The 21,429-nt window shown below is 71.2% G+C and carries 19 protein-coding genes; 9 read left to right on the top strand and 10 right to left on the bottom strand.

Annotated elements, in window-relative coordinates:
- Positions 1-35 precede the first annotated feature (35 nt).
- A complete protein-coding gene (locus ACFVTX_RS13645) occupies positions 36-284 on the bottom strand; it encodes a WhiB family transcriptional regulator (RefSeq protein WP_022888365.1) in 249 nt (82 codons plus the stop codon).
- Between the two features lie 201 nt (positions 285-485).
- On the opposite strand from ACFVTX_RS13645, the gene ACFVTX_RS13640 reads away from it, so the two are divergent.
- The gene (locus ACFVTX_RS13640) at positions 486-986 is read left to right on the top strand and encodes a hypothetical protein (protein ID WP_386900953.1); all 501 of its coding nucleotides are present in this window, start codon (positions 486-488) and stop codon (positions 984-986) included.
- Positions 987-1,078: 92 nt separating this feature from the next.
- Here the strand turns inward: ACFVTX_RS13640 and bcp are convergent, their stop codons facing one another.
- The 3 genes from bcp to aroA all read right to left on the bottom strand — a co-directional run bounded on the left by bcp (position 1,079) and on the right by aroA (position 4,048).
- A complete protein-coding gene (gene bcp, locus ACFVTX_RS13635) occupies positions 1,079-1,555 on the bottom strand; it encodes a thioredoxin-dependent thiol peroxidase (RefSeq protein ID WP_386900952.1) in 477 nt (158 codons plus the stop codon).
- An 85-nt stretch (positions 1,556-1,640) separates the two neighbouring features.
- On the bottom strand, positions 1,641-2,681 hold the full coding sequence (gene rsgA / locus ACFVTX_RS13630) for a ribosome small subunit-dependent GTPase A (RefSeq protein ID WP_386900950.1): 1,041 nt from the start codon (positions 2,679-2,681) through the stop codon (positions 1,641-1,643).
- Positions 2,678-4,048 carry a 3-phosphoshikimate 1-carboxyvinyltransferase gene (gene aroA, locus ACFVTX_RS13625; RefSeq protein ID WP_386900948.1) on the bottom strand — a complete coding sequence of 457 codons (1,371 nt, stop codon included), beginning with the start codon at positions 4,046-4,048 and terminating at the stop codon, positions 2,678-2,680. Before aroA ends, rsgA begins: the two co-directional genes overlap by 4 nt.
- Before the next feature lie 145 nt (positions 4,049-4,193).
- Here aroA and ACFVTX_RS13620 point away from each other — a divergent pair, with 145 nt between their 5' ends.
- From ACFVTX_RS13620 to ACFVTX_RS13610, 3 genes are all read left to right on the top strand, one after another.
- Complete coding sequence (locus ACFVTX_RS13620; protein WP_386901155.1) at positions 4,194-4,841, top strand: sigma-70 family RNA polymerase sigma factor; 648 nt, start codon at positions 4,194-4,196, stop codon at positions 4,839-4,841.
- Positions 4,838-5,098, top strand: coding sequence for a mycothiol system anti-sigma-R factor (rsrA, locus tag ACFVTX_RS13615; RefSeq protein ID WP_386900946.1), 261 nt, complete (start codon positions 4,838-4,840; stop codon positions 5,096-5,098). The genes ACFVTX_RS13620 and rsrA overlap by 4 nt, the downstream gene beginning before the upstream one ends.
- A gap of 191 nt (positions 5,099-5,289) precedes the next feature.
- Positions 5,290-7,533, top strand: a complete 2,244-nt coding sequence (locus tag ACFVTX_RS13610) for an MMPL family transporter (protein WP_386900944.1) — start codon at positions 5,290-5,292, stop codon at positions 7,531-7,533.
- 169 nt (positions 7,534-7,702) lie between these two features.
- On the opposite strand, the gene ACFVTX_RS13605 is transcribed toward ACFVTX_RS13610, so the two are convergent.
- Positions 7,703-11,431, bottom strand: coding sequence for a multifunctional oxoglutarate decarboxylase/oxoglutarate dehydrogenase thiamine pyrophosphate-binding subunit/dihydrolipoyllysine-residue succinyltransferase subunit (locus ACFVTX_RS13605; protein WP_386900942.1), 3,729 nt, complete (start codon positions 11,429-11,431; stop codon positions 7,703-7,705).
- A 145-nt stretch (positions 11,432-11,576) separates the two neighbouring features.
- On the opposite strand from ACFVTX_RS13605, the gene ACFVTX_RS13600 reads away from it, so the two are divergent.
- From ACFVTX_RS13600 to ACFVTX_RS13585, 4 genes are all read left to right on the top strand, one after another.
- Positions 11,577-13,016: a GuaB1 family IMP dehydrogenase-related protein gene (locus ACFVTX_RS13600; RefSeq protein WP_386900940.1), complete on the top strand. Its 1,440-nt coding sequence runs from the start codon at positions 11,577-11,579 to the stop codon at positions 13,014-13,016.
- Positions 13,017-13,132: 116 nt separating this feature from the next.
- Positions 13,133-14,467 carry a hemolysin family protein gene (locus tag ACFVTX_RS13595; RefSeq protein WP_386900939.1) on the top strand — a complete coding sequence of 445 codons (1,335 nt, stop codon included), beginning with the start codon at positions 13,133-13,135 and terminating at the stop codon, positions 14,465-14,467.
- A gap of 55 nt (positions 14,468-14,522) precedes the next feature.
- Entirely contained in the window at positions 14,523-15,560 is a 1,038-nt protein-coding gene (locus ACFVTX_RS13590; RefSeq protein ID WP_386900937.1) for a hemolysin family protein, read from the top strand.
- A gap of 79 nt (positions 15,561-15,639) precedes the next feature.
- A complete protein-coding gene (locus ACFVTX_RS13585; protein ID WP_386900935.1) occupies positions 15,640-16,068 on the top strand; it encodes a VOC family protein in 429 nt (142 codons plus the stop codon).
- 18 nt (positions 16,069-16,086) lie between these two features.
- Here ACFVTX_RS13585 and ACFVTX_RS13580 read toward each other — a convergent pair whose 3' ends face one another.
- Positions 16,087-17,214, bottom strand: a complete 1,128-nt coding sequence (locus tag ACFVTX_RS13580; protein ID WP_386900933.1) for an NADH:flavin oxidoreductase/NADH oxidase — start codon at positions 17,212-17,214, stop codon at positions 16,087-16,089.
- Positions 17,211-17,843, bottom strand: a complete 633-nt coding sequence (locus ACFVTX_RS13575; protein WP_386900931.1) for an HAD family hydrolase — start codon at positions 17,841-17,843, stop codon at positions 17,211-17,213. The genes ACFVTX_RS13580 and ACFVTX_RS13575 overlap by 4 nt, the downstream gene beginning before the upstream one ends.
- 70 nt (positions 17,844-17,913) lie before the next feature.
- On the opposite strand from ACFVTX_RS13575, the gene ACFVTX_RS13570 reads away from it, so the two are divergent.
- Positions 17,914-18,774, top strand: a complete 861-nt coding sequence (locus ACFVTX_RS13570) for an NAD(P)H-hydrate dehydratase (RefSeq protein WP_386900929.1) — start codon at positions 17,914-17,916, stop codon at positions 18,772-18,774.
- Positions 18,775-18,813: 39 nt separating this feature from the next.
- On the opposite strand, the gene ACFVTX_RS13565 is transcribed toward ACFVTX_RS13570, so the two are convergent.
- Genes ACFVTX_RS13565 through ACFVTX_RS13555 form a run of 3 tightly spaced genes read right to left on the bottom strand, consistent with a single transcriptional unit; the run spans position 18,814 to position 21,428 of the window.
- Positions 18,814-19,608 carry an amino acid ABC transporter ATP-binding protein gene (locus ACFVTX_RS13565; protein WP_386900927.1) on the bottom strand — a complete coding sequence of 265 codons (795 nt, stop codon included), beginning with the start codon at positions 19,606-19,608 and terminating at the stop codon, positions 18,814-18,816.
- Complete coding sequence (locus ACFVTX_RS13560) at positions 19,605-20,513, bottom strand: amino acid ABC transporter permease (protein ID WP_386900925.1); 909 nt, start codon at positions 20,511-20,513, stop codon at positions 19,605-19,607. The genes ACFVTX_RS13565 and ACFVTX_RS13560 overlap by 4 nt, the downstream gene beginning before the upstream one ends.
- Positions 20,514-20,567: 54 nt before the next feature.
- Complete coding sequence (locus tag ACFVTX_RS13555; RefSeq protein WP_386900923.1) at positions 20,568-21,428, bottom strand: ABC transporter substrate-binding protein; 861 nt, start codon at positions 21,426-21,428, stop codon at positions 20,568-20,570.
- Position 21,429 lies beyond the last annotated feature (1 nt).

Raw genomic sequence — 21,429 nt, 5'->3', positions numbered from 1 at the left:
TGTGCGGGCTCCGGAGCATCGGAGGTTCGTGGGGGTCAGCCCGCGCGGCGCGCGCGAGCGGCGCGGCGCTTGAGGGCGCGACGCTCGTCTTCGGAGAGGCCGCCCCAGACGCCCGAGTCCTGGCCGGTCTCGAGGGCGTACTGCAGGCAGATCTCGGTGACGGTGCAGCGAGCGCAGACCGTCTTGGCCTTCTCGATCTGGTCGACGGCGGGGCCGGTGTTGCCGACCGGGAAGAAGAGTTCCGGGTCTGCGGTGAGGCATGCGGCCTTGTCGCGCCAATCCATGGAGATGCTCCTTGTGGGGTTTCTTCGTTCGCAGACGCGCACGATTGCGCTGTGCCGGTGAGGGCTGCTGCAGGGGGAAAGTCGAATCTCGGGAAGTAGGATCATGACTGATCGGCTCACGTCCCTGTGAGCATCAATTCGACCTCATAAATGGTCGCATAGTGGAGAGTTCGAATCAATAGCCATGTATGGGACAACGCTGTGAATCGACGTGACGAGACCGGCCCCGGGGCATCCGGCCAGGAGACGAACCCGAAGGGCGGCGCCGACGTGCACGCCGCCGCGGGCGAACCGGCGCAGGACGGCGGCGTGCGCGCCGCCCTCGTGGTCGTGAGCGTCGCGCTCTTCGCCGAGGCGCTGCTCATGGTCGGCCTCGTGATCTGGCTGCTGGTCGACCTCCTCACCCTCGAACCCTCGTCGATGGCCACGGCCATCGCGTTGCTCGTGCTCGTCGTGATCGGCGCGATCTGGATCTCGGCGGTCGCGGTCGCGTCGCTGCGCCGTGCCCCGTGGTCGAGGGCGGCGGCGATCGTCTGGCAGATCCTGCAGGTGTCGATCGCGGTCGGCGCGTTCCAGGGGCTCTTCGCGCGCCCCGACGTGGGCTGGGCGCTGCTCGTGCCCGCCATCACCGTGATCGGGCTGCTCCTCTGGACGCCGGTGAGGATCGCGTACTCGCGCCCCGAGGACCACGCCGACGCCTGAGACGCCGAAATCGTCTGAGACGTCGAAACGCCTCGGGCCCGACCGCGCAGTGCGGCCGGGCCCGAGGCGTTTCGCGCGGGCGGTGCCGGGTCTCAGCCGTCGAGGCCGAGATCGCGGCGCACACGTGCCACGTGGCCAGTGGCCTTGACGTTGTACATGGCGCGCTCGATGCGCCCCTCCTCGTCGATGATGAAGGTCGAACGGATCGAGCCGACCACGATCTTGCCGTAGAGCGACTTCTCGCCCCAGACGCCGTAGCGCTGCTGCACGGCGAGGTCGGCGTCGGCGAGGAGGGTGAAGTTCAGGCGGTCGCGGTCGGCGAACTCCTTGAGCTTCGCCACCGCGTCCTTGGAGACGCCGAGCACGCGGATGCCGGCGCTCTTGAACGAGTTGAGGCTGTCGCGGAAGTCGCACGCCTCGGTGGTGCAGCCCGGGGTCATCGCCTCGGGGTAGAAGTAGAGCACGACCTTCGTGCCCCGCAGCGACGAGAGGGTGACGGGCGTGCCGTCCTGATCGTCGAGGGTGAAGTCGGGGGCGAGGTCGCCTTGGCCAAGTCGTGCATCGGTCATGTCACCCATCGTAGGCACGCTTTCGATGAGCGGATGCCCCGTGGCGGGACGGTCGGCGCCCACCGGCGCCGGTTCGGGGCGCCGGTCAGGCGAACGTCGCGAGGAGCCGCTGCAGCGAGTCGAGGCGCGCGCGCCCCGTCTCGCCGAGCTCGCCGTCGTCGACGGCCTCGACGATGGCGCAGTCGGGTGAGTCGGGCAGGTGCGTGCAGCCGCGGGGGCAGTCTTCGGCGATGCGGGCGAGGTCGGTGAACGCCCCGAGGATGTTCGCGGGGTCGACGTGTCCGAGCCCGAAGGAGCGCACGCCCGGGGTGTCGATCACCCAACCGGTGCGGTCGTCGCGCTCGATGCGCAGCGACACGGTCGACGAGGACGTGTGGCGCCCGCGCCCGGTGACGACGTTCACGTGACCCGTCGCCCGGTGCGCGCTCGGCACGAGCGCGTTCACGAGCGTCGACTTGCCGACGCCCGAGTGCCCGACGAACACGGTGCGGTGGCCGAGGAGAGCCTCGGTGATCTCGTCGAGCGGCATCGCGTCGGTGCGCGAACGGAACACCGGCAGATCGAGCCCCGGGAAGTTGTCGAGGAACTCCTGCGGGTCGGCGAGGTCGGTCTTCGTGATGCAGAGCAGCGGCTTGATGCCCGCGTCGAACGCGGCGACGAGGTAGCGGTCGATGAGGCGCACCCGCGGCTCGGGGTTCGCCGCGGCGACGACGATGAGCATCTGGTCCGCGTTCGCGACGATGACGCGTTCGACCTCGTCGGTGTCGTCGGCGCTGCGACGGAGGAGCGTCGAGCGCTCCTGCACCCGCACGATGCGGGCGAGGCTGCCCTCGTCGCCCGTGACGTCGCCGACGAGGTCGACGTGGTCGCCCGTGACGACCGACTTGCGGCGCAGCTCGCTGGCGCGCGCCGCGGTCAGCTCGCGCTCGTCGGAGCCGCCTTCGTCGACGAGCACCGAGTAGCGGCCGCGGTCGACGCCGAGCACCGTGCCGGTGACGGCGTCGGCGTGCTCGGGCCGCACCTTCGTGCGCGGCCTGGAACCCCGACGGTTCGGGCGGACCCTGACGCTCGACTCGTCGAACTCGGGCTCGTCGTCATCGTCGTCGTCGGTGCTCCACCAGCTCATGCGCGAAGTCGCTCCCACAGCTCGGTGAACTGCGGCAGGGTCTTGCCCGTCGAGGCGATGTCGTCGACGACGACGCCCTCGACGGCGAGCCCGACGATCGCTCCGCTCGTCGCCATGCGGTGGTCGGCGTAGGCGCGCCACGGGCCGCCGTGCAGCGGCGCCGGTTCGATGTGCAGGCCGTCGGGGAGTTCGGTGACGCGCCCGCCGAGCCCGTTGAGCTCGGTCGCGAGGGCGGCGAGCCGGTCGGTCTCGTGATGGCGGATGTGCCCGATGCCCGTGATCGTCGACGGCTCGTCGGCGAGGGCGGCGAGGGCGACGAGGTTGGGGGCGAGTTCGCCGGCCTCCGAGAGGTCGAGTTCGACGCCCCGGATGCCACGGCCGCCGCCGGGCGCGGGGGTCGGCGCGTGCACGGTGAGCCGGTCGCCGTCGCGCTCGACGCGGGCGCCGAAGCGGGGGAGGAGGTCGGCGAGCTGCGCACCGACCTGCGTGGTCTCGTCGGGCCATCCGGTGATCGTGACCGAGCCGCCGGCGACGAGCGCGGCGACGAGGAACGGCGCCGCGTTCGACAGGTCGGGCTCGAGGGAGACGTCGATCGCCCGGATCGGACCCGGCGCGACGACCCAGCGGCCCGTCTCGGGGGAGGCGACCTCGACGCCGCGTGCGGCGAGGGTCTCGATCGTCATCTCGATGTGCGGGATGCTCGGGAGCCGCTCGCCGACGTGGCGGAGGTCGAGGCCCTGCTCGAAACGCGCCGCCGAGAGCAGCAGGCCCGAGACGAACTGGCTCGACGCCGAGGCGTCGATCTCGAGCGCGCCGCCCACGACCCGGCCCGTGCCGTGCACCGTGAACGGCAGGGTGCCCCGCCGGTCGTCGTCGAGGTCGACGCCGAGGCCCTTGAGGCCCTCGATGACACCCGACATGGGCCGCTTGCGGGCGTACTCGTCGCCGTCGAAGGTCGTCGGCCCGAGCGCGAGCGCGGCGACCGCGGGCATGAAGCGCATGACGGTCCCGGCGAGACCGCAGTCGATCGTCGTCGACCCGAGCAGTTCATCGGCCGGCGTCACGTGCAGGTCGTCGCCGAACTCTCCGCGGCCGGGCACCCGTTCGATGCGGGTGCCGAGGGCGCGCAGCGCCTCGATCATCAGCTCGCTGTCGCGCGACCAGAGCGGCGCGTGCAGGGTCGACGGCCCGTCGGCGAGGGCGGCGAGTACGAGCTCGCGGTTGGTCAACGATTTCGACCCCGGCAGGGACAGCACGGCGGACAACGGCGACGTCGCGGTCGGCGCGCGCCACCCGGCATCCGTCTCGGTCGTTCTGTTGTCGCCGTACGGATCGAACTCGGGCTCGGAATACCTCGAAATCTGCATCGGTTATCAACAGTAGCGTCGCAACCCCGAAGGGGCGACGCGGAAGGAGATGCGGATGTCGCTCGCGGTACTCGAACGACCGGTCGAGGAGATCGGAACGGTGCTCCCGGCTGCCGGGCAGGCCGACGATCTAAGCTTGACGGTGATGACTGCCGACGAGATCGACCAGGCTCCGACCGAGACCGAGACCCCCGACGAGGCCCGTCCCCTCGGCGAGCTGTTCGAGGAGCAGGCGCTGCCGTTCCTCGACCAGCTGTACGCTGCGGCCCTCCGCATGACGAAGAACCCCGCCGACGCGCAAGACCTCGTGCAGGAGACCTTCGTGAAGGCCTACGCGGCGTTCGGCCAGTTCAAGCAGGGCACGAACCTGAAGGCCTGGCTCTACCGCATCCTCACGAACACCTTCATCAACAGCTACCGCAAGAAGCAGCGCGAGCCCTACCAGGGCACGATCGACGACCTCGAAGACTGGCAGCTCGGCGGCGCCGAGTCGACGACCGCCCGCTCGAGCCGCTCGGCCGAGGCCGAGGCGATCGACCACCTGCCCGACAGCGCCGTGAAGGACGCCCTGCAGGCGCTGCCCGAGGACTTCCGGCTCGCCGTGTACTTCGCCGACGTCGAAGGCTTCTCCTACCAAGAGATCGCCGACATGATGAACACCCCCATCGGGACCGTGATGAGTCGCCTGCACCGCGGCCGGCGGCTGCTGCGCGAGTCCCTCGCCGACTACGCCCGCGAACAGGGGTTCGCCGCGGCCGAGAAGGCACCCAAACCCGCAAGGAGCACGAAATGACCGACTGCGGCTGCGAGAAGGCCCGCGCCGAACTCGAGGAGTACCTGCACAACGAGCTGCAGGCCGCCGACGCGAGCGACATCCGCGAGCACGTCGACAACTGCGCCGACTGCCAGGCCGAGCTGCGCGTGGGCGTCGCGATCACCGAGGTCGTGCAGCGCGCATGCCGCGAGAGCGCACCCGATCAGCTGCGCGTGCAGGTGCTCACGCAGATCCGGCTCTACCAGTCGACGCACACGGTCGCGATCGTCGACTGAGCACTCGCCTCGCAGGGTCTCGAGACGCGTGCTGCGCTCGCTCCTCGACCACCGGGAAGAGACGCGTGCTGCGCTCGCTCCTCGACCACCGGGAAGAGACGCGTGCTGCGCTCGCTCGTCGGCCACCCCGGGCCGAGCGTCAATCGTTCGTTCGATGCGCGGGGTGACCGCCGGCTCGTAGCGTCGAGAGTGTGATCGACACCTCTGCGCCGAAATGGCCCCGCGCCGTCCCCACCTGGCTCCGCGTCCTCATCCCCGCGGTCCTCATCCTCATCTGGTTCGTCGCCTTCGGCGCGGGCGGTTCCGCGTTCGGCAAGCTGAGCGCCGTCTCCTCGAACGAGCAGGCGCAGTTCCTGCCGACCACCGCCGAGGCGACCGAGGTCGTCGCCCTCACCGAGGAGTTCCGCGACACGGAGGCGATCCCCGCGATCGTCGTGCTCGCGAGCGACGACGGCGCGAAGCTCGACCAGGCGCAGCTCGACGAGGTCGACGCGCTCCGCGACGAACTGCTCGATGTCGACGGGGTCCTCGTCGACGAGTCGTCGCCCGTCATCCCGTCCGACGACGGCGAAGCCGTCCAGATGGTGATCGCGATCGACACCTCCGACGGGGCGCCGAAGTCGAGCGGGGTCGTCGAGGAGCTGCGGGCGATCATGGCCGACGAGCCGGTCGACGGCATCTCCGCGGCGATCACCGGCCCCGCCGGCTTCACCGCCGACCTCGGTGCCGCGTTCCGCGGCATCGACGGGCTGCTGCTCGCCGTCGCGCTCGCCGCGGTGTTCCTCATCCTCATCGTCGTGTACCGCTCGCCGCTCCTGCCGCTGATCGTGCTGTTCACGAGCATGTCGGCGCTCTGCGCCTCGGTGTTCACCGTGGTCGCGCTCGCGCAGGCCGACATCCTGCTCCTCTCGGGCCAGACCCAGGGCATCCTCTTCATCCTCGTGATCGGCGCCGCGACCGACTACGCGCTGCTGTACATCTCGCGGTACCGAGAGACGCTCGCGCGATACGAACGGCGCTGGGATGCCACGTGGGCGGCCCTGCGCGCGTCGTGGGAGCCGATCGTGGCCTCGGGCGGCACCGTCATCGTCGCCCTCCTCATCCTGCTCGCGAGCGAGCTGACGTCGAACAAGATCCTCGGGCCGGTCGCCGCGATCGGCATCGTCTTCGCGCTGCTCTCGGCACTCACCCTGCTGCCCGCCCTCCTGCTCTGGGCGGGGCGGGCGGCGTTCTGGCCGCGCCGCATCGCCCACCGCGGTGACGCGGCCGACCCCGCGCACGGCGCGCACGCGGCCGGGGTGCTGCACGAGGCATCCGCGCCCGATGAGCACGACCTGCCCGACCGCGGGCTCTGGGCCGGAATGGGCCGCCTCGTCTCCCGTCGCCCGCGCACCGTGTGGATCGTCTCGGTGCTCGCCCTCGCTGGCATGTCGCTCGGCCTCGCGCAGCTCGACGCCGACGGCGTGCCGTCGAGCGAGTTCGTGCTCGGCGAGTCGCAGGCCCGCGACGGCCAGGCGCTGCTCGGCGAGCACTTCGCGGCGGGCTCGGGCACGCCGGCCGTCATCGTCGGCCCCGAGGACGAGCTGCAGGAGATGGCCGACGTCGCCCTCGCGACCGACGGCGTCGCCTCGGTCGCCGTGGTATCCGCCGACTCGCCGGCCGGCACCGCACCCGTGACCGCCGACGGCGTGCAGGCCTTCGGCCCGCCCGGAACCCCGGCGCCCGAGCCGACCGTCGTCGACGGCGAGGTCATGCTGCAGGCCACGCTCGTCGACCCCGCCGACTCGGCGGAGGCGGAGGCGACGGTGCGCGAACTGCGAAGCTCCCTCGACGAGGTCGGCACCGAGGTGCTCGTCGGCGGCCCGACGGCGGTGGCACTCGACACGAACGACGCGGCGATCGCCGACCGCAACCTCGTCATCCCGCTCGTGCTCGCCGCGATCCTCGTCATCCTCATGCTGCTGCTGCGCTCGATCGTGGCGCCGCTGATCCTCATCGGCAGCGTCGTGATCTCGTTCGCCGCCGCGCTCGGCGTGTCGGCGCTCGTGTTCGAGCACATCTTCGGGTTCCCGGGCGCGGATCCGTCCGTGCCGCTGTTCGGGTTCGTGTTCCTCGTCGCGCTCGGCGTCGACTACAACATCTTCCTGATGACGCGCGTGCGCGAGGAATCGCTGAAGTTCGGCACGCGCACGGGCATCATCCGCGGGCTCCGGCTCACGGGCGGGGTCATCACCTCGGCCGGACTCGTGCTCGCGGCGACGTTCGCGGCGCTCGGCGTGCTGCCGATCCTGTTCCTCGTGCAGCTCTCGTTCATCGTCGCGTTCGGCGTGCTGCTCGACACCTTCCTCGTGCGGACACTCCTCGTGCCCGCGCTCGCCTACGACCTCGGCCGGGTCATCTGGTGGCCGAGCAAGCTGGCCCGCGCGAAGAAGTAGCGCGTCGAGTCGCCGGAACGTGCTGTTCGTCCCCCTCGGGAGGCGCACGTTCCGGCGACTCGCGGAGGTGAGCCGGCGCGGCAGGTGCGCGCGACTCCCGCAACGACGAAGCGAGCGGATGCCAGTGGCATCCGCTCGCTTCGTCGTTGCTGCGGTGGTGCGCCGAGCGCTACAGCGTGGTGGCTCGCGCGACCAGCTCGGCCTGCTCGATCGCGTGGCGCTTCGCCGAACCCGTCGCGGGCGAGGCGGCCGCCGCACGGGCGACGACCTGCACCTCGCGCGGACCGAGCTTGTTCGTCTCGATGACGAAGTACGGCCAGGCGCCCTGGTTCTCGGGCTCGTCCTGCGCCCACATGAGCTCGGCGTCGGCGGGGTACTGCTCGACGAGGGCCTTGAGCTCACCGGCGGGCAGCGGGTACAGCTGCTCGAGCCGCACGACCGCGACCTCGGTGTTCTGCTGCTTGTCGAGCTCGGTGACGAGATCGTAGTAGATCTTGCCCGAGACGAACACGATGCGCTTCACAGCCGACTTGTCGGTGATGCGGGGGTCGTCGAGCACCGGCTCGAACCTGCCCTCGGTGAAGTCGGCGACCTCGCTCGTCGCACCGCGCAGACGCAGCATCGCCTTCGGCGTGAACACGATGAGCGGGCGGCGCGGGCGGGCGTAAGCCTGACGACGCAGCAGGTGGAAGTACGACGCCGGCGTCGAGGGACGCGCGACCGTCATGTTGTTCTCGGCGCAGAGCTGCAGGTACCGCTCGATGCGGGCGCTCGAGTGGTCGGGGCCCTGGCCCTCGTAGCCGTGGGGGAGCAGGAGCACGACGCTCGAACGCTGACCCCACTTCTGCTCGGCCGAGGAGATGAACTCGTCGATGACGGTCTGCGCGCCGTTGGCGAAGTCGCCGAACTGGGCCTCCCACATGACGAGCGCGTCGGCGCGCTCCACCGAGTAGCCGTACTCGAAGCCCATCGCCGCGTACTCGCTCAGGAGCGAGTCGTAGATCCAGAACTTCGCCTGGTTCTCCGAGAGGTTCTGGAGCGGCAGCCACTCCTGGCCGTTCGCGCGGTCGTGGAGGACCGCGTGGCGCTGCACGAAGGTGCCGCGGCGGGCGTCCTGGCCGGCGAGACGCACCGGGGTGCCCTCGACGAGCAGCGAACCGAGGGCGAGCAGCTCGCCGAAGCCCCAGTCGATCTTGCCGTTGCGGCTCATGTCGTGGCGCTTGGTGAGCAGCTGCTGGATCTTCGGGTGCACGGTGAAGCCGGCGGGCTTGTTGTTGAACGCGTCGCCGATCGCGTGCACGACCTCGACGCCGACGCCCGTGGTCTCGAGCTCGCCCGTGGCGGGCTCGGGGGCGTGGGTGTTCTCGGTCGCGCCGATGACGGCGATCGCGCCGGTCTGCACGGCGTGCGTCTCGGCGAAGGCGCGCTCGAGCCGGTCTTGGAAGTCGCGGTGCGCTTCTTCGTACTCGGCCTCGGTGATGTCACCGCGGCCGACGAGGGCCTCGGTGTAGAGCTTGCGGACGCTCCGCTTCTGCTCGATGAGGTTGTACATGAGCGGCTGCGTCATCGAGGGGTCGTCGCCCTCGTTGTGGCCGCGGCGGCGGTAGCAGACGAGGTCGATGACGACGTCGCGCTTGAACTCCTGGCGGTAGCGGAACGCGAGCTCGGCGACCCGCACGACGGCCTCGGGGTCGTCGCCGTTCACGTGGAAGATCGGAGCCTGGATCGTCTTCGCGACATCGGTCGAGTAGATCGACGAGCGGGCGTCGCCCGGCACCGTCGTGAAGCCGACCTGGTTGTTGATGTTCACGTGGATCGTGCCGCCCGTGCGGTACGCGCGCAGCTGCGACATCTGCATCGTCTCGACGACGATGCCCTGGCCGGCCATGGCGGCGTCGCCGTGCACGAGGATCGGCAGGGTCGAGAAGGTGCCGATGGGCTTCCGGTCCTGCTTGGCGCGGACGATGCCCTCGAGCACGCCGTCGACGGCCTCGAGGTGCGAGGGGTTCGCGGCGAGCGAGACGGGCACCTGGTGGCCGTCGTCGGCGGTGAAGGTGCCCTCGGTGCCGAGGTGGTACTTCACGTCGCCCGAGCCCTGCCCGGCCGTCGCACCCTCGAACTCGCGGAACACCTGGCCGTAGGTCTTGCCGGCGATGTTCGTGAGCACGTTGAGGCGGCCGCGGTGCGCCATGCCGATGGCGACCTCGTCGAGGCCCTCCTTCGCGGCGCCCTGCAGGATCTCGTCGAGGAGCGCGATGACGGACTCGCCGCCCTCGAGGCTGAAGCGCTTCTGGCCGACGTACTTCGTCTGCAGGAAGGTCTCGAACGCCTCGGCCTCGTTGAGCTTGCCGAGGATGCGCATCTGCTCGTCGTGGGTCGGCTTCTCGTACGGCCGCTCGACCTCGTTCTGGATCCACTGGCGCTGCACGGGGTCCTGGATGTGCATGTACTCGATGCCGATGGTGCGGCAGTACGAGTCGCGGAGCACGCCGAGGATGTCGCGGAGGAGCGCGGTGCGCTTGTTGCCGAAGCCGCCGGTGACGAACTCGCGGTCGAGGTCCCAGAAGGTGAGGCCGTGGCTCGCGATGTCGAGGTCGGGGTGCGAACGCTGCACGTACTCGAGCGGGTCGGTGTCGGCCATCATGTGGCCGCGGACGCGGAACGAGTTGATGAGCTCCTGGACGCGAGCGGTCTTGTCGATCGCGCTCGCGATGTCGACGGCGATGTCGGGTGCCCAGTGGATCGGCTCGTACGGCAGTCGGAGGGCGGCGAAGATGTCCTCGTAGAAGCCGCGCTGGCCGAGGAGGAGCTCGTGCACCTTCTTCAGGAACTCGCCCGAGCCCGCACCCTGGATGACGCGGTGGTCGTAGGTGGAGGTGAGCGTGATCGTCTTGCCGATCGCGAGGTTCGCGAGGGTCTTGTCGCTCGCGCCCTGGAACTCGGCCGGGTACTCGAGGGCGCCGGCGCCGATGATGCAGCCCTGGCCCTTCATGAGGCGGGGCACCGAGTGCACGGTGCCGATGCCGCCCGGGTTCGTGAGCGAGATCGTCGCGCCCGAGAAGTCGTCGGCCTTGAGCTTGTTCTGGCGGGCCCGGGAGACGAGGTCCTCGTAGGCGCTCAGGTACTCGTTGAACGTCATCGTCTCGGCGCGCTTGACGGCGGGCACGAGGAGGGCGCGGGTGCCGTCGGGCTTCGGGATGTCGATCGCGATGCCGAGGCCGATGTGGGCGGGCTTCACAAGGCTCGGCTTGCCGTCGACCTCGGAGTAGAAGACGTTCTGGCTCGGGAACTCCTTCAGCGCCTGGATGAGCGCCCAGCCGATGAGGTGGGTGAAGCTGATCTTGCCGCCGCGGGTGCGCCGCAGGTGGTTGTTGATCACGATGCGGTTGTCGATCATGAGCTTCGCCGGCACGGTGCGCACGCTCGTCGCGGTGGGCACGGTGAGCGAGGCGTCCATGTTGGCGGCGAGCGCCTTCGGCATGCCCTTGAGCGGCACGACCTCGTCTTCGGCCGGCGCGTCGGCGATGACGGGCTGCGGGCTCGTGACGGGGACGTCGGCGGGGACGGGCTGGGTGCGCGGCGCGACCGAGGTGGTGCGTGCGGCCGGCGTCTGGCCGATCACGGGCTCGGGCGTGCTCGCGGGTGCGGCGGGCTCAGCCGCGTCGGCGGCGGGCGCCGGGGCGACCGGCGCCTGCGGCGCGGTGCCGTTCGTCGCGGGCGCCGCAGTGCCCTGTTCGCTCAGGGCGCGGCGACGTTCGAGCACCGGCCTCCAGGTCTGGTCGACCGAGTCGGGATCGGCGAGGAACTTCTCGTACATCTCGTCGACGAGCCATTCGTTGGCTCCGTATTCGCCCGACGCCGTTTCGTCGGATCCCGCTCCGGTCAATTGGCTCGACACAGCCGCTCGCCCACTCTCTCCGTTGATGCTGGAATCTGCGGAGACCGACCCGCCGCGAACGCGTCGTGGCCGATCACCCAGACAAGCCTAAACCCCGCGCGAGCACCCTCGTGCACGTCGCAGTGGCGCGGCATACCCTGAGTGCATGGAGTTCTACCGGACGGCCCCGACCCATGACCTGACGTATTCCGACGTGTTCCTCGTGCCGAGCCGTTCGGGCGTCACGAGCCGGCTCGATGTCTCGCTCGCGCCCGATGACGGCTCGGGCGCGTCGATTCCGATCGTCTCGGCGAACATGAACTCGATCACGGGGCCCCGTCTCGCGGCGACGCTCGCGCGTCGCGGAGGTCTCGGAGTGCTCCCGCAGGACCTCCACCTGCAGGACCTGGCCGAGTCGATCCGCTGGGTGAAGTCGCAGTCGCCCCGCTTCGACACGCCGCACGACTTCAGCCCCGACGCGACCGTCGCCGACGCGCTCGAGCAGCTGCCGGCGTTCGAGGGGCACGGCATCGTCCTCCACGACGCGAAGGGCGACTACGTCGGATGCCTCACCGCGACGCGGCTCGCGAGCGCACTGCCCGACGCCCGCCTCGGCGACCTCGTGCACGGCGGCATCGCCTCGCTCGACGCCGACGACGTCGACAGCCCGCGCCGGGCGTTCGACCTCATGGTCGAGGCCGAGCTCGACTTCGCCCCGGTCCTCGAGCACGGGCGCGTCGTCGGCACGCTGAGCCGACGCAGCGCCCTGCGCGGCACCATCTACGAACCGAACGTCGACCGCGAGGGGCGCCTGCGCGTCGCGGCCGCCGTCGGCATCAACGGCGACGTCGCCGCGAAGGCGAGCGCGCTCGCCGCCGCGGGCGTCGACATGCTCGTGCTCGACACGGCGCACGGCCACCAGGACGGCATGCTGCGGGCGGTGTCGATCGTGCGCGACCTCGACCTCGGCCTGCCGATCGTCGCCGGCAACATCGTGACGGCCGCCGCGGTCGAAGAACTCGTCGACGCCGGCGCCGACGTGCTGAAGGTCGGTGTCGGCCCGGGCGCGATGTGCACCACCCGCATGATGACCGCGGTCGGCCGGCCCCAGTTCTCCGCGGTGCTCGAGACCGCCGAGGCCGCGCGCGAGCTCGGCGCACGGGTCTGGGCCGACGGGGGAGTGCGCTACCCCCGCGACGTCGCGCTCGCGCTCGCGGCCGGCGCGTCGTCGGTCATGATCGGGTCCTGGTTCGCGGGCACCATCGAGGCGCCCGGAACGCTGCGGCACGACGCATCCGGCCGCCTCTTCAAGGAGAGCTGGGGCATGGCGTCGACGAAAGCGGTCCGCGAACGCTTCGACCGCCTCTCGCCGTACGAGCTCGCCCGCAAGGAGCTCTTCGCCGAGGGCATCTCCTCGTCCTCGATCTACCTCGACCCGCTGCGGCCCTCGCTCGAGGACCTGCTCGACATGATCACCTCCGGCGTGCGCAGCTCGTTCACCTACGCGGGCGCCCGCACCCTCCACGAGTTCCGCGACCGCGCACTCGTCGGCATCCAGTCCGCAGCGGGCTACGAAGAGGGCAAGGCGCTCCCGGTCAGCTGGTGACGGGTCCCGTGGCAGGCCGGGTCGGCGCCGATATACTGGGACGACCATGGATGATCCTCCCTCTGCGAAATCGCCCGGCCATAGACCCCCGCCCGTGACCGTTCGGGGAGGCAGCGTTGTCTGAGTGGATACTGCTCGGCTTCGGACTCCTCCTCACGATCGGCACGGGCTTGTTCGTTGCGAGCGAGTTCGCGCTCGTCAACCTCGATCGCGCCGATCTCGAGGCGCGCCGCGAGCGGGGTGAGACCCGCCTCGGCATGACGATCGCGGCGCTCAAGATCACCTCGACGCACCTCTCGAGTGCGCAGCTCGGCATCACGCTCACGACCCTCCTCACCGGGTACACGATGGAGCCGGCGATCTCGTCGCTCCTCGCCGAGCCGCTCGCGGCGATGGGCGTGCCCGCGTCGCTCGTGCGCCCAGTCGGGGCGACGACGGCGATCGTCGTCGCGACGCTGCTCTCGATGATCATCGGCGAGCTGGTGCCGAAGAACTTCGCGCTCGCGCTGCCGCTCGCGACGGCCAAGCTCGTGATGCCGTTCCAGACGGCGTTCACGTGGGTGTTCCGCCCGGCGATCGTGCTCCTCAACGGCAGCGCGAACGGCATCCTCCGCGCGGTCGGCATCGAGCCGAAGGAGGAGCTGTCGGGTGCGCGTTCCCCAGAGGAGCTCTCCTCGCTCGTGCGCCGCTCGGCGAGCGCCGGCCTCCTCGAGAAGGACACGGCGACCCTGCTCGGCCGCACCCTGCGCTTCTCCGATCACGACGCCTCCGACGTGATGACCCCGCGCCTGCGGGTCGCGGCGGTGCAGCGGCTCGAACCCGCCGAGGCGGTGCTCGAGCTCGCCCGGCAGACGGGCTTCTCGCGGTTCCCCGTCTACGACGAGAACCTCGACGACGTCGTCGGCGTGGTGCACGTGAAGCAGGCCGTGGCGGTGCCGCGCGAGCGGCGCGCCGAGGTGCCGGCGTCGGCGCTGCAGTCCGACGCGCTGCGCGTGCCCGAGACGATCAAGCTCGACGCGCTCCTCGGCGAGCTCCGCGGTCGCGGGTTCCAGATGGCCGTGGTCGTCGACGAGTACGGCGGCACGGCCGGCGTGGCAACCCTCGAAGACCTCGTCGAAGAACTCGTCGGCGAAGTCGCGGACGAGCACGACCGCACCCGCGCGGGCATCGTGCGCCGCGGCGACCAGGTGAGCTTCCCCGGGATCCTGCGACCCGACGAACTCGTCGAGCGCACCGGCATCCGCGTGCCCGAGAACGGCGACTACGAGACCGTCGCCGGTTTCGTGATGGCCGAACTCGGCCGACTCCCCGTCGTCGGCGACGAAGTCGCGATCGACGAGGGAACGCTCATCGTCCAGCGCCTCGACGGGCGCCGCATCGACCGACTTCGCTTCGTGCCGAGAACGGTGCCGAGCGACGACGTCGCCGAGAACGAGGAGGCGGGTCGATGAGGGCAGTGAAGCACGGTCCGGCCGTCTGGCTCGCCGAGAACGAGGAGGCGGGTCGATGAGCGACTGGGCCGGCATCGCCTGGCTGTTCGTGCTGCTCGCCGCGAACGCCTTCTTCGTGGGCGCCGAGTTCGCCGTCATCTCGGCGCGCCGCTCGCAGATCGAGCCGCTCGCCGAGCAGGGCAAGCGCAGCGCCAAGACCGCGCTCTGGGCGATGGAGCACGCGACGCTCATGCTCGCGACGAGCCAGCTCGGCATCACCGTGTGCTCGCTGCTCATCCTGAACGTCTCGGAGCCCGCGATCCACCACCTGCTCGAGGTGCCGCTGCACCTCACGGGCTGGTCGGTCGAGGTCGTCTCGACGGTCGCGTTCATCGTGACGCTCGTGCTCGTCTCGTACCTGCACGTCGTGTTCGGCGAGATGGTGCCGAAGAACCTGTCGTTCTCGGTGCCCGACCGGGCGGTGCTGCTGCTCGCGCCGCCGCTCGTGTTCGTCGCCCGGGTGTTCAAGCCGATCATCGTCGCGCTCAACGCGACCGCGAACGGGGTGCTGCGGCTGTTCGGCGTCGAGCCGAAGAACGAGGCGACCTCGACGTACACCCTCGAAGAGGTGCAGACGATCGTCGATCAGTCGCGCCGCGAGGGCGTGCTCGACGACGCGAGCGGCACGCTCACGGCGGCCTTCGAGTTCACGACCAAGCGGGTGAAGGATGTCACGGTGCCGATGTCGGGCCTCGTGAGCCTGCCGCCCGGGGCGACGCCCGGCGACGTCGAGCGGGCGGTCGCCCGTCGCGGCTTCTCGCGCTACCCGATCCTCGGCGAGGGCGGCGAGCCCGATGGCTACGTGCACCTGAAGGACGTGATCGACCTCGACGACGACGAGTTCGACGACCCGATCCCCGCGAAGCGGGTGCGCAGGCTCGTGTCGATCTTCGACGGCACCGACCTCGAGGACGCGCTCGCGACGATGCGCCGCCTCGGCACGCACGTGGCGCGCACCTTCGAGGAGGACGGGTCGACGAGCGGGGTGATCTTCCTGGAGGACATCATCGAGGAGCTCGTCGGCGAGGTGCAGGACGCGACCCGTCGCGGGTAGCGGTCGGGCTCCTCGGGTCGGGCGGAGTGCGCCGCCGCGGCGTAGACTTTCCCCGACCCGAGGAACTCGAGGAATCATCATGTTCGAGAAACTCACGGCGTGCGCGGTGCTCCCCGCCGCCGACATCGACCGGGCGCGCCGCTGGTGGCACGACGTGCTCGGCCGCGACCCGGTGTACGAGGAGACCGAGGGCGGGATGCTGTTCTACGACGTCGGCGGAACTGCGGTCATGGTGTACCGCACCGACTACGCCGGCACCGCGCAGAACACCGCGTTCAACCTCTTCAGCGACGACCTCGACCGCGACATGACGGCCCTCCGCACGCACGGGGTCGTGTTCCACGACTACGACCTGCCCGGACTCACGACCGTCGACGGCGTCGCCGAGATCGGCGACGAGCGCAGCGCCTGGTTCAGCGACAGCGAGGGCAACATCTTCGCGATCGGGCAGATGTCGGCCGAGTCGATGGAGCGGATGGCGCGCATGCGGTCGGGCTCCATGGGGTAGGCGCCCGACCGGAGCTCGTCACCACTCGCCGTCGTTGACCTCGGGTCGGGCGCGCAGGTACTGCGGCGCCCACATCGAGGTGTCCGCGCCGAGTTCGTGCGCGGCCCGCATCGCGAAGTGCGGGTCGCGCATCATCGCCTTGCCGAACATCACCGCATCGGCCCGCCCCTCGGCGACGAGGCGCTCGGCCTGCGCGGCGTTCGTGATCCGGCCGACGGCCGACACCGGGGCATCCGACCGTTCGCCGACGTACTCGGCGAAGTGGGCCTGATAACCCGGCCCCACCGGGATGTCGGCGGCCGCGACGAGCCCGCCCGTCGAGATGTCGAAGAAATCGGCGCCCGCAGCGGCGGCCCAGCGGGCGACGAGCGCGGTCTGCTCCTCGTCCCAGCCGCCCGGCACCCAGTCGGTCGCCGAGAAGCGCACGAACACCGGCATCGCCTCGCCGACCTCGGCGCGCACCGCCCGCACGATCTCGAGCAGGAGTCGCGCCCGGTTCTCGAGCGTGCCGCCCCACCGGTCGGTGCGCCGGTTCGACAGCGGCGAGAGGAACTGGTGCACGAGGTACCCGTGCGCGGCGTGCACCTCGACGACGTCGAAGCCGGCCCGGGCCGCACGGCCCGCCGCAGCGCGGAAGTCGTCGATCACCCGCGCGATGCCCGCCTCGTCGAGCGCGACCGGCTCGCGGAACCCGTCGAACGCGATCGCCGACGCCGACACCGTCGTCCACCCGCCCTCCTCGAGCGGTTGCGAATCCCGGCGATGCATCGGCTCGGGCCACGTCGAGGCCTTGCGGCCCGCGTGGGCGAGCTGGATGCCACTGGCCGCACCCTGCGAGCGGAGGAACCGCGCGATGCGCGACCACGCCGCCGCCTGCTCGTCGTTCCACAACCCCGTGTCGTGGTCGGAGATGCGGCCTTCGGGGCTCACCGCCGTCGCCTCGGCGACGACGAGCCCGGCCCCGCCCGCCGCCATCGAGCCGAGGTGCACGAGATGCCAGTCGTGCGGCACCCCGTCGCGCGCCGTCACCGAGTACTGGCAGAGCGGCGGCACCCACACGCGGTTGCGGATCTCGAGGCCGCGGATCGTGATCGGACGGAAGAGGGCCGGGCCCGCCGCGGGCGGGTGCGTCTCGGCCCCGCTCACGCGAGGCCCCTGAGCCAGCGCTCGAGCCCCGTGGCATCCGTGAAGACATGCCCGTCGCCGCCGACCGCACGCGCGCCGTCGACGTTCTCGGCCCGGTTGTCGACGAACAGGAGCTGCCGGGGCGCGATGCCGAGCTCGGCGATGACGTGCTCGTAGATCGCCGCCTCGGGCTTCACGATCTGCAGCTCGCCGCTCACGAACACGCGCTCGAAGTACGGGGCGAACGAGCCGTGCCGCAGCCAGCCCGAGAAGTCGGCGCCCGCGTTCGAGAGCAGCGCGAGGCGCGTGCCGCCGTCGACGAGCGCCTGCAGCACCGCGAGCGTGCCGGGGTCGACCGTGAGCCAGCCGCGGTGGTCGAGCGCCCACAGCTCGTGCACGTCGAGCGCGTCCCACTCGGCGTCCGCGTCGCGGGCGATGAGCCGCCAGTACTCGGCGATCGAGGTCGTGCCGCGGTCGAGCCCCCCGCGGTGCGCCCAGTACGCCGGCCAGAAACGCTCGGCGGGCACGCCAGCACGGGCGACGAGCGCCGCACGATCGGCCTCGCTCGGCTCGCGCGAGATGACCTCGCCGTAGTCGAACACGACCACGGCGGGGGAGAGGCTGATGGGGGCGAGCGGCGACTGGGGCATACCGACCAAGCTATCGTCGGCGCCCGCCCGGGCCTATCGGCGCGACACGGCACGGGCCTATCGTGGTCACATGGGCGAACCGTGGCAGGAATGGACGGGCGACGACGCGGCCCGCTGGGTGAAGGCTCCCGCATCCGGCGACGACAAGTACACGCGCGGCGTGCTCGGCATCATCACCGGATCGACCGACTACCCCGGCGCCGCCGTGCTCGGCGTCGAGGCCGCGACACGCGCCGGCGTCGGCATGGTGCGCTACATCGGCCCCCGCAATCTCAGAGCCGCCGTGCTGCTGCGTCGGCCCGAGACCGTGACCGTGTCGGGGCGCGTGCAGGCGTGGCTCGCCGGCTCGGGCATCGACCCCGACCGGCGCTCGTTCATGCTGCAGGGCGACCTGCAGCACGCGCTCGCCGCGGGCGTGCCCGTCGTGCTCGACGCCGGCGCACTCGACCTCGTCGGCTCGCACACGGCCCCCACCGTCATCACGCCGCACGTCCGCGAGCTCGCGAACCTGCTCGTCTCCCGCGAGGTCGAGACGAGCATCGACGAGATTCGCGCCGACCCCGCCGCGTGGGCCGATCGCGCGGCGCGCGAACTCGGCGTCGCCGTGCTCCTCAAGGGTGCGGTGACGCACATCGCCGACCCCGACGGCGACCGGTACACGGTCGTCGCGCCGACGCACTGGCTCGCGAGCGCCGGCACCGGCGACGTGCTCGGCGGCATCCTCGGCGCGCTCGTCGCCACCCACCACCGCGAGCTCGCGGTCGACGCCGAGGTGCTGACGAAGCTCGCGGCGACCGCGGCGTGGATCCACGGGGAGGCCGCCCGGCGCGCGAGCGCCGCGGTCGACGGCGGCCCGGTGGCCGGGCTCGACATCGCCGCGGTGGTGCCGAACGTCGTCGGGGCGCTGCTCGAGCGCCGGGGCGCTGCGTAGCGGCAGCCCGGGTGCGGGTGCGGGCGGACCCCGTTCGGCTCAGCCCGCGAGGAACCGCGCCAGGAACTCGCGCGTGCGCGCCTCTCGCGGCGCGGCGAAGAACTCGGCCGCCGGCGCCTGCTCGACGAGGCGTCCGCCGTCGAGCAGCACCACGCGGTCGGCGACGTCGCGGGCGAAACTCATCTCGTGCGTGGCCATGACGATCGTCGTGCCGCGCTCGGCGAGCGAGCGCACGAGCTCGAGCACCTCGCCGACGAGCGTCGGATCGAGGGCGCTCGTCACCTCGTCGAGGAGGAGCAGTTCGGGCTCGCTCGCGATCGCGCGGACGATCGCGGCCCGCTGCTGCTGACCGCCCGACAGCCGATCGGGGAACGCGTCCGCGAACTCGGCGAGCCCCACAGAGTCGAGCAGCTCGAGCCCGCGACGCGCGGCCTCGCGACGCGGCACCCGGTGCACGAGCCGCGAGGCGAGCGTGACGTTGTCGAGCACGCTGAGGTGCGGGAAGAGGTTGTAGTGCTGGAACACCACGCCGATGCGGGCGCGCACCGCGTCGGCGTCGACGCGCGGGTCGCTGAGGTCGTCGCCGCCGAGGAGGATGACGCCGTCGTCGATCGGTTCGAGCAGGTTGATCGTGCGCAGCAGGGTCGACTTGCCCGAGCCGCTCGCCCCGACGAGGGCGACGACCTCATGGGCGGCGACGTCGAGGTCGATGCCGTCGAGCACGAGCTTGTCGCCGAAGGAACGACGGATGCCGCGGAGGCTGAGGAGCGGTGCGGTGGGCGCGGCGGTGTCGCGGGCCTCGTCGCCGTCGCCGGGGGTACGGGTGCCGCTCATACGATGCTGCCGATCTGCTCGCGCCGCCGCATGCGGGCCGTCACCCAGTCGGTGAGCCTGATCGTCGGCCACGCGAGCAGCACGAACAGGAGACCGGCGACGACGTAGGGCGTGTAGTTGAAGAAGTGCGCCGTCTCGATCTGCGCCGCGCGCACGGCGTCGACGGCGCCGAGCACCGAGATGAGCCCCACGTCCTTCTGCATGGCGACGAAGTCGTTCATGAGCGCCGGGGTCACCTTGCGCATCGCCTGCGGCAGCACGACGCGGCGCATGGTCTGCCCGTGGCTGAGGCCCAGTGAGCGGGCGGCGAGTCGCTGCGAGGGATGCACCGCCTCGATGCCCGCACGGAACACCTCGGAGACGTACGCCGAGTAGGTGAGGATGAGCGCGATCGTGCCCCAGAACGCCACCGGCATGCGCGGGAAGATGTCGAGGCCGGGCACGCCGTAGCCCACGAGGTAGAGCACGATGAGCAGCGGCACTCCGCGGAAGAGGTCGGTGTAGCCGGCCGCGAGCGCGCGGAGCGGGAAGAACACCGGCCCGCGCAGCGTGCGGAGTGTCGCGAGGAGCAGCGCGAACAGCAGTACCCCGATGCTCGCGAAGAACAGCACCTGGATGTTGAGCCACAGCCCCTCGAGGATGCGCGGCAGCGAGGCGATCGCGACGTCGAGGTCGAAGAAGGACTGCCGCACCGCCGCCCAGCCGGGCGAGCCGATGAAGGCCCACGCGAGGAGGGCGGCGAAGACGATCGTGGAGAGGGCGCTGATGAGCACCGAACGCCCCGTCTGACGGCGGCGGAAGGCGCGGCGTTCGAGTTCGATCGCGCTCGGCTGCCACGAGGGGGTGCCGTCGGCGGTGGAGCCCGGTGCGGCGCCCGGCGCGCCGCTCGGATGGGTGGTGGTCACGACGCCCACGCTACCGGCCGTGCGGCGACGCCTCGCGGCGATGGCCGCCCGCCGTCACTCGAGGACCGGTGCCGCGTCGTCGCCGCCGAGCCACTCGGCCGCGAGCGCGTCGAGGGTGCCGTCGGCGCGGAGCGCGTCGACCGCGGCGGTCACCTCGGCCGTGAGCGAGGAGCCCTTCGGCAGGACGAAGGCGAACTCGTCGCCGCCCGAGGAGGTCTCGGGGAGCTGGCCGATGATCTCGCCGCCGTCGAGCTCGGCACCCGTGAGGTAGAACGCGGTCGGCAGGTCGACGACGATCGCGTCGACGGTGCCGCTCTGCAGGGCGAACTTGGCGTCGTCGTTCGTGTTGAAGACGCTCGCACCGGCGGTGGGCTTGATGATCTCCTCGATGGCGGTGAGGCTCGTGGTGCCGGTCTGCGCGCCGATGTTCAGCGACTGCAGCTCGGCGATCGAGGAGGCGCCCGAGGCGGGCGAGCCCTCGACGGTGATGACGACCTGCGTCGTCGCGTAGTACGCCGAGGAGAAGTCGACGTTCTCGGCGCGTTCGGCCGTGATGGAGAACTGCTGCAGGTTGACGTCGAAGTCCTTCGGGCCGGGCGCGATCGCCTGGTCGAAGGTGGTGCGCACCCAGACGACGTCGTCGGCGGCGAAGCCGAGCTCCTCGGCGACGGCGTAGGCGACCGCGGCCTCGAAGCCCTCGCCGCTCTCGGGGGCGTCGTCGACGACCCACGGGAAGTACGCGGGCTCGCCCGTGCCGACCGTGAGCTTGCCCTCGGTGACGTACCCGGCGGCCCCGTCGGACGAGGAGGCGCTGTCGCCCGAGTCGGAGGACGCGCAGCCGACGAGGGCGAGCGTCGCCGAGGCGACGAGGGCGAGCGCGGCGAGCGTGCGGCGGTTGGGCGTGCGTCGGGTCATG

This window comes from Agromyces sp. NPDC058136 (genome assembly GCF_042884375.1).
Taxonomy (GTDB): Bacteria; Actinomycetota; Actinomycetes; order Actinomycetales; family Microbacteriaceae; genus Agromyces.
The sequence above is the reverse complement of the archived record's forward strand: the minus strand, read 5'-3'. Positions and strand labels throughout refer to the sequence as shown.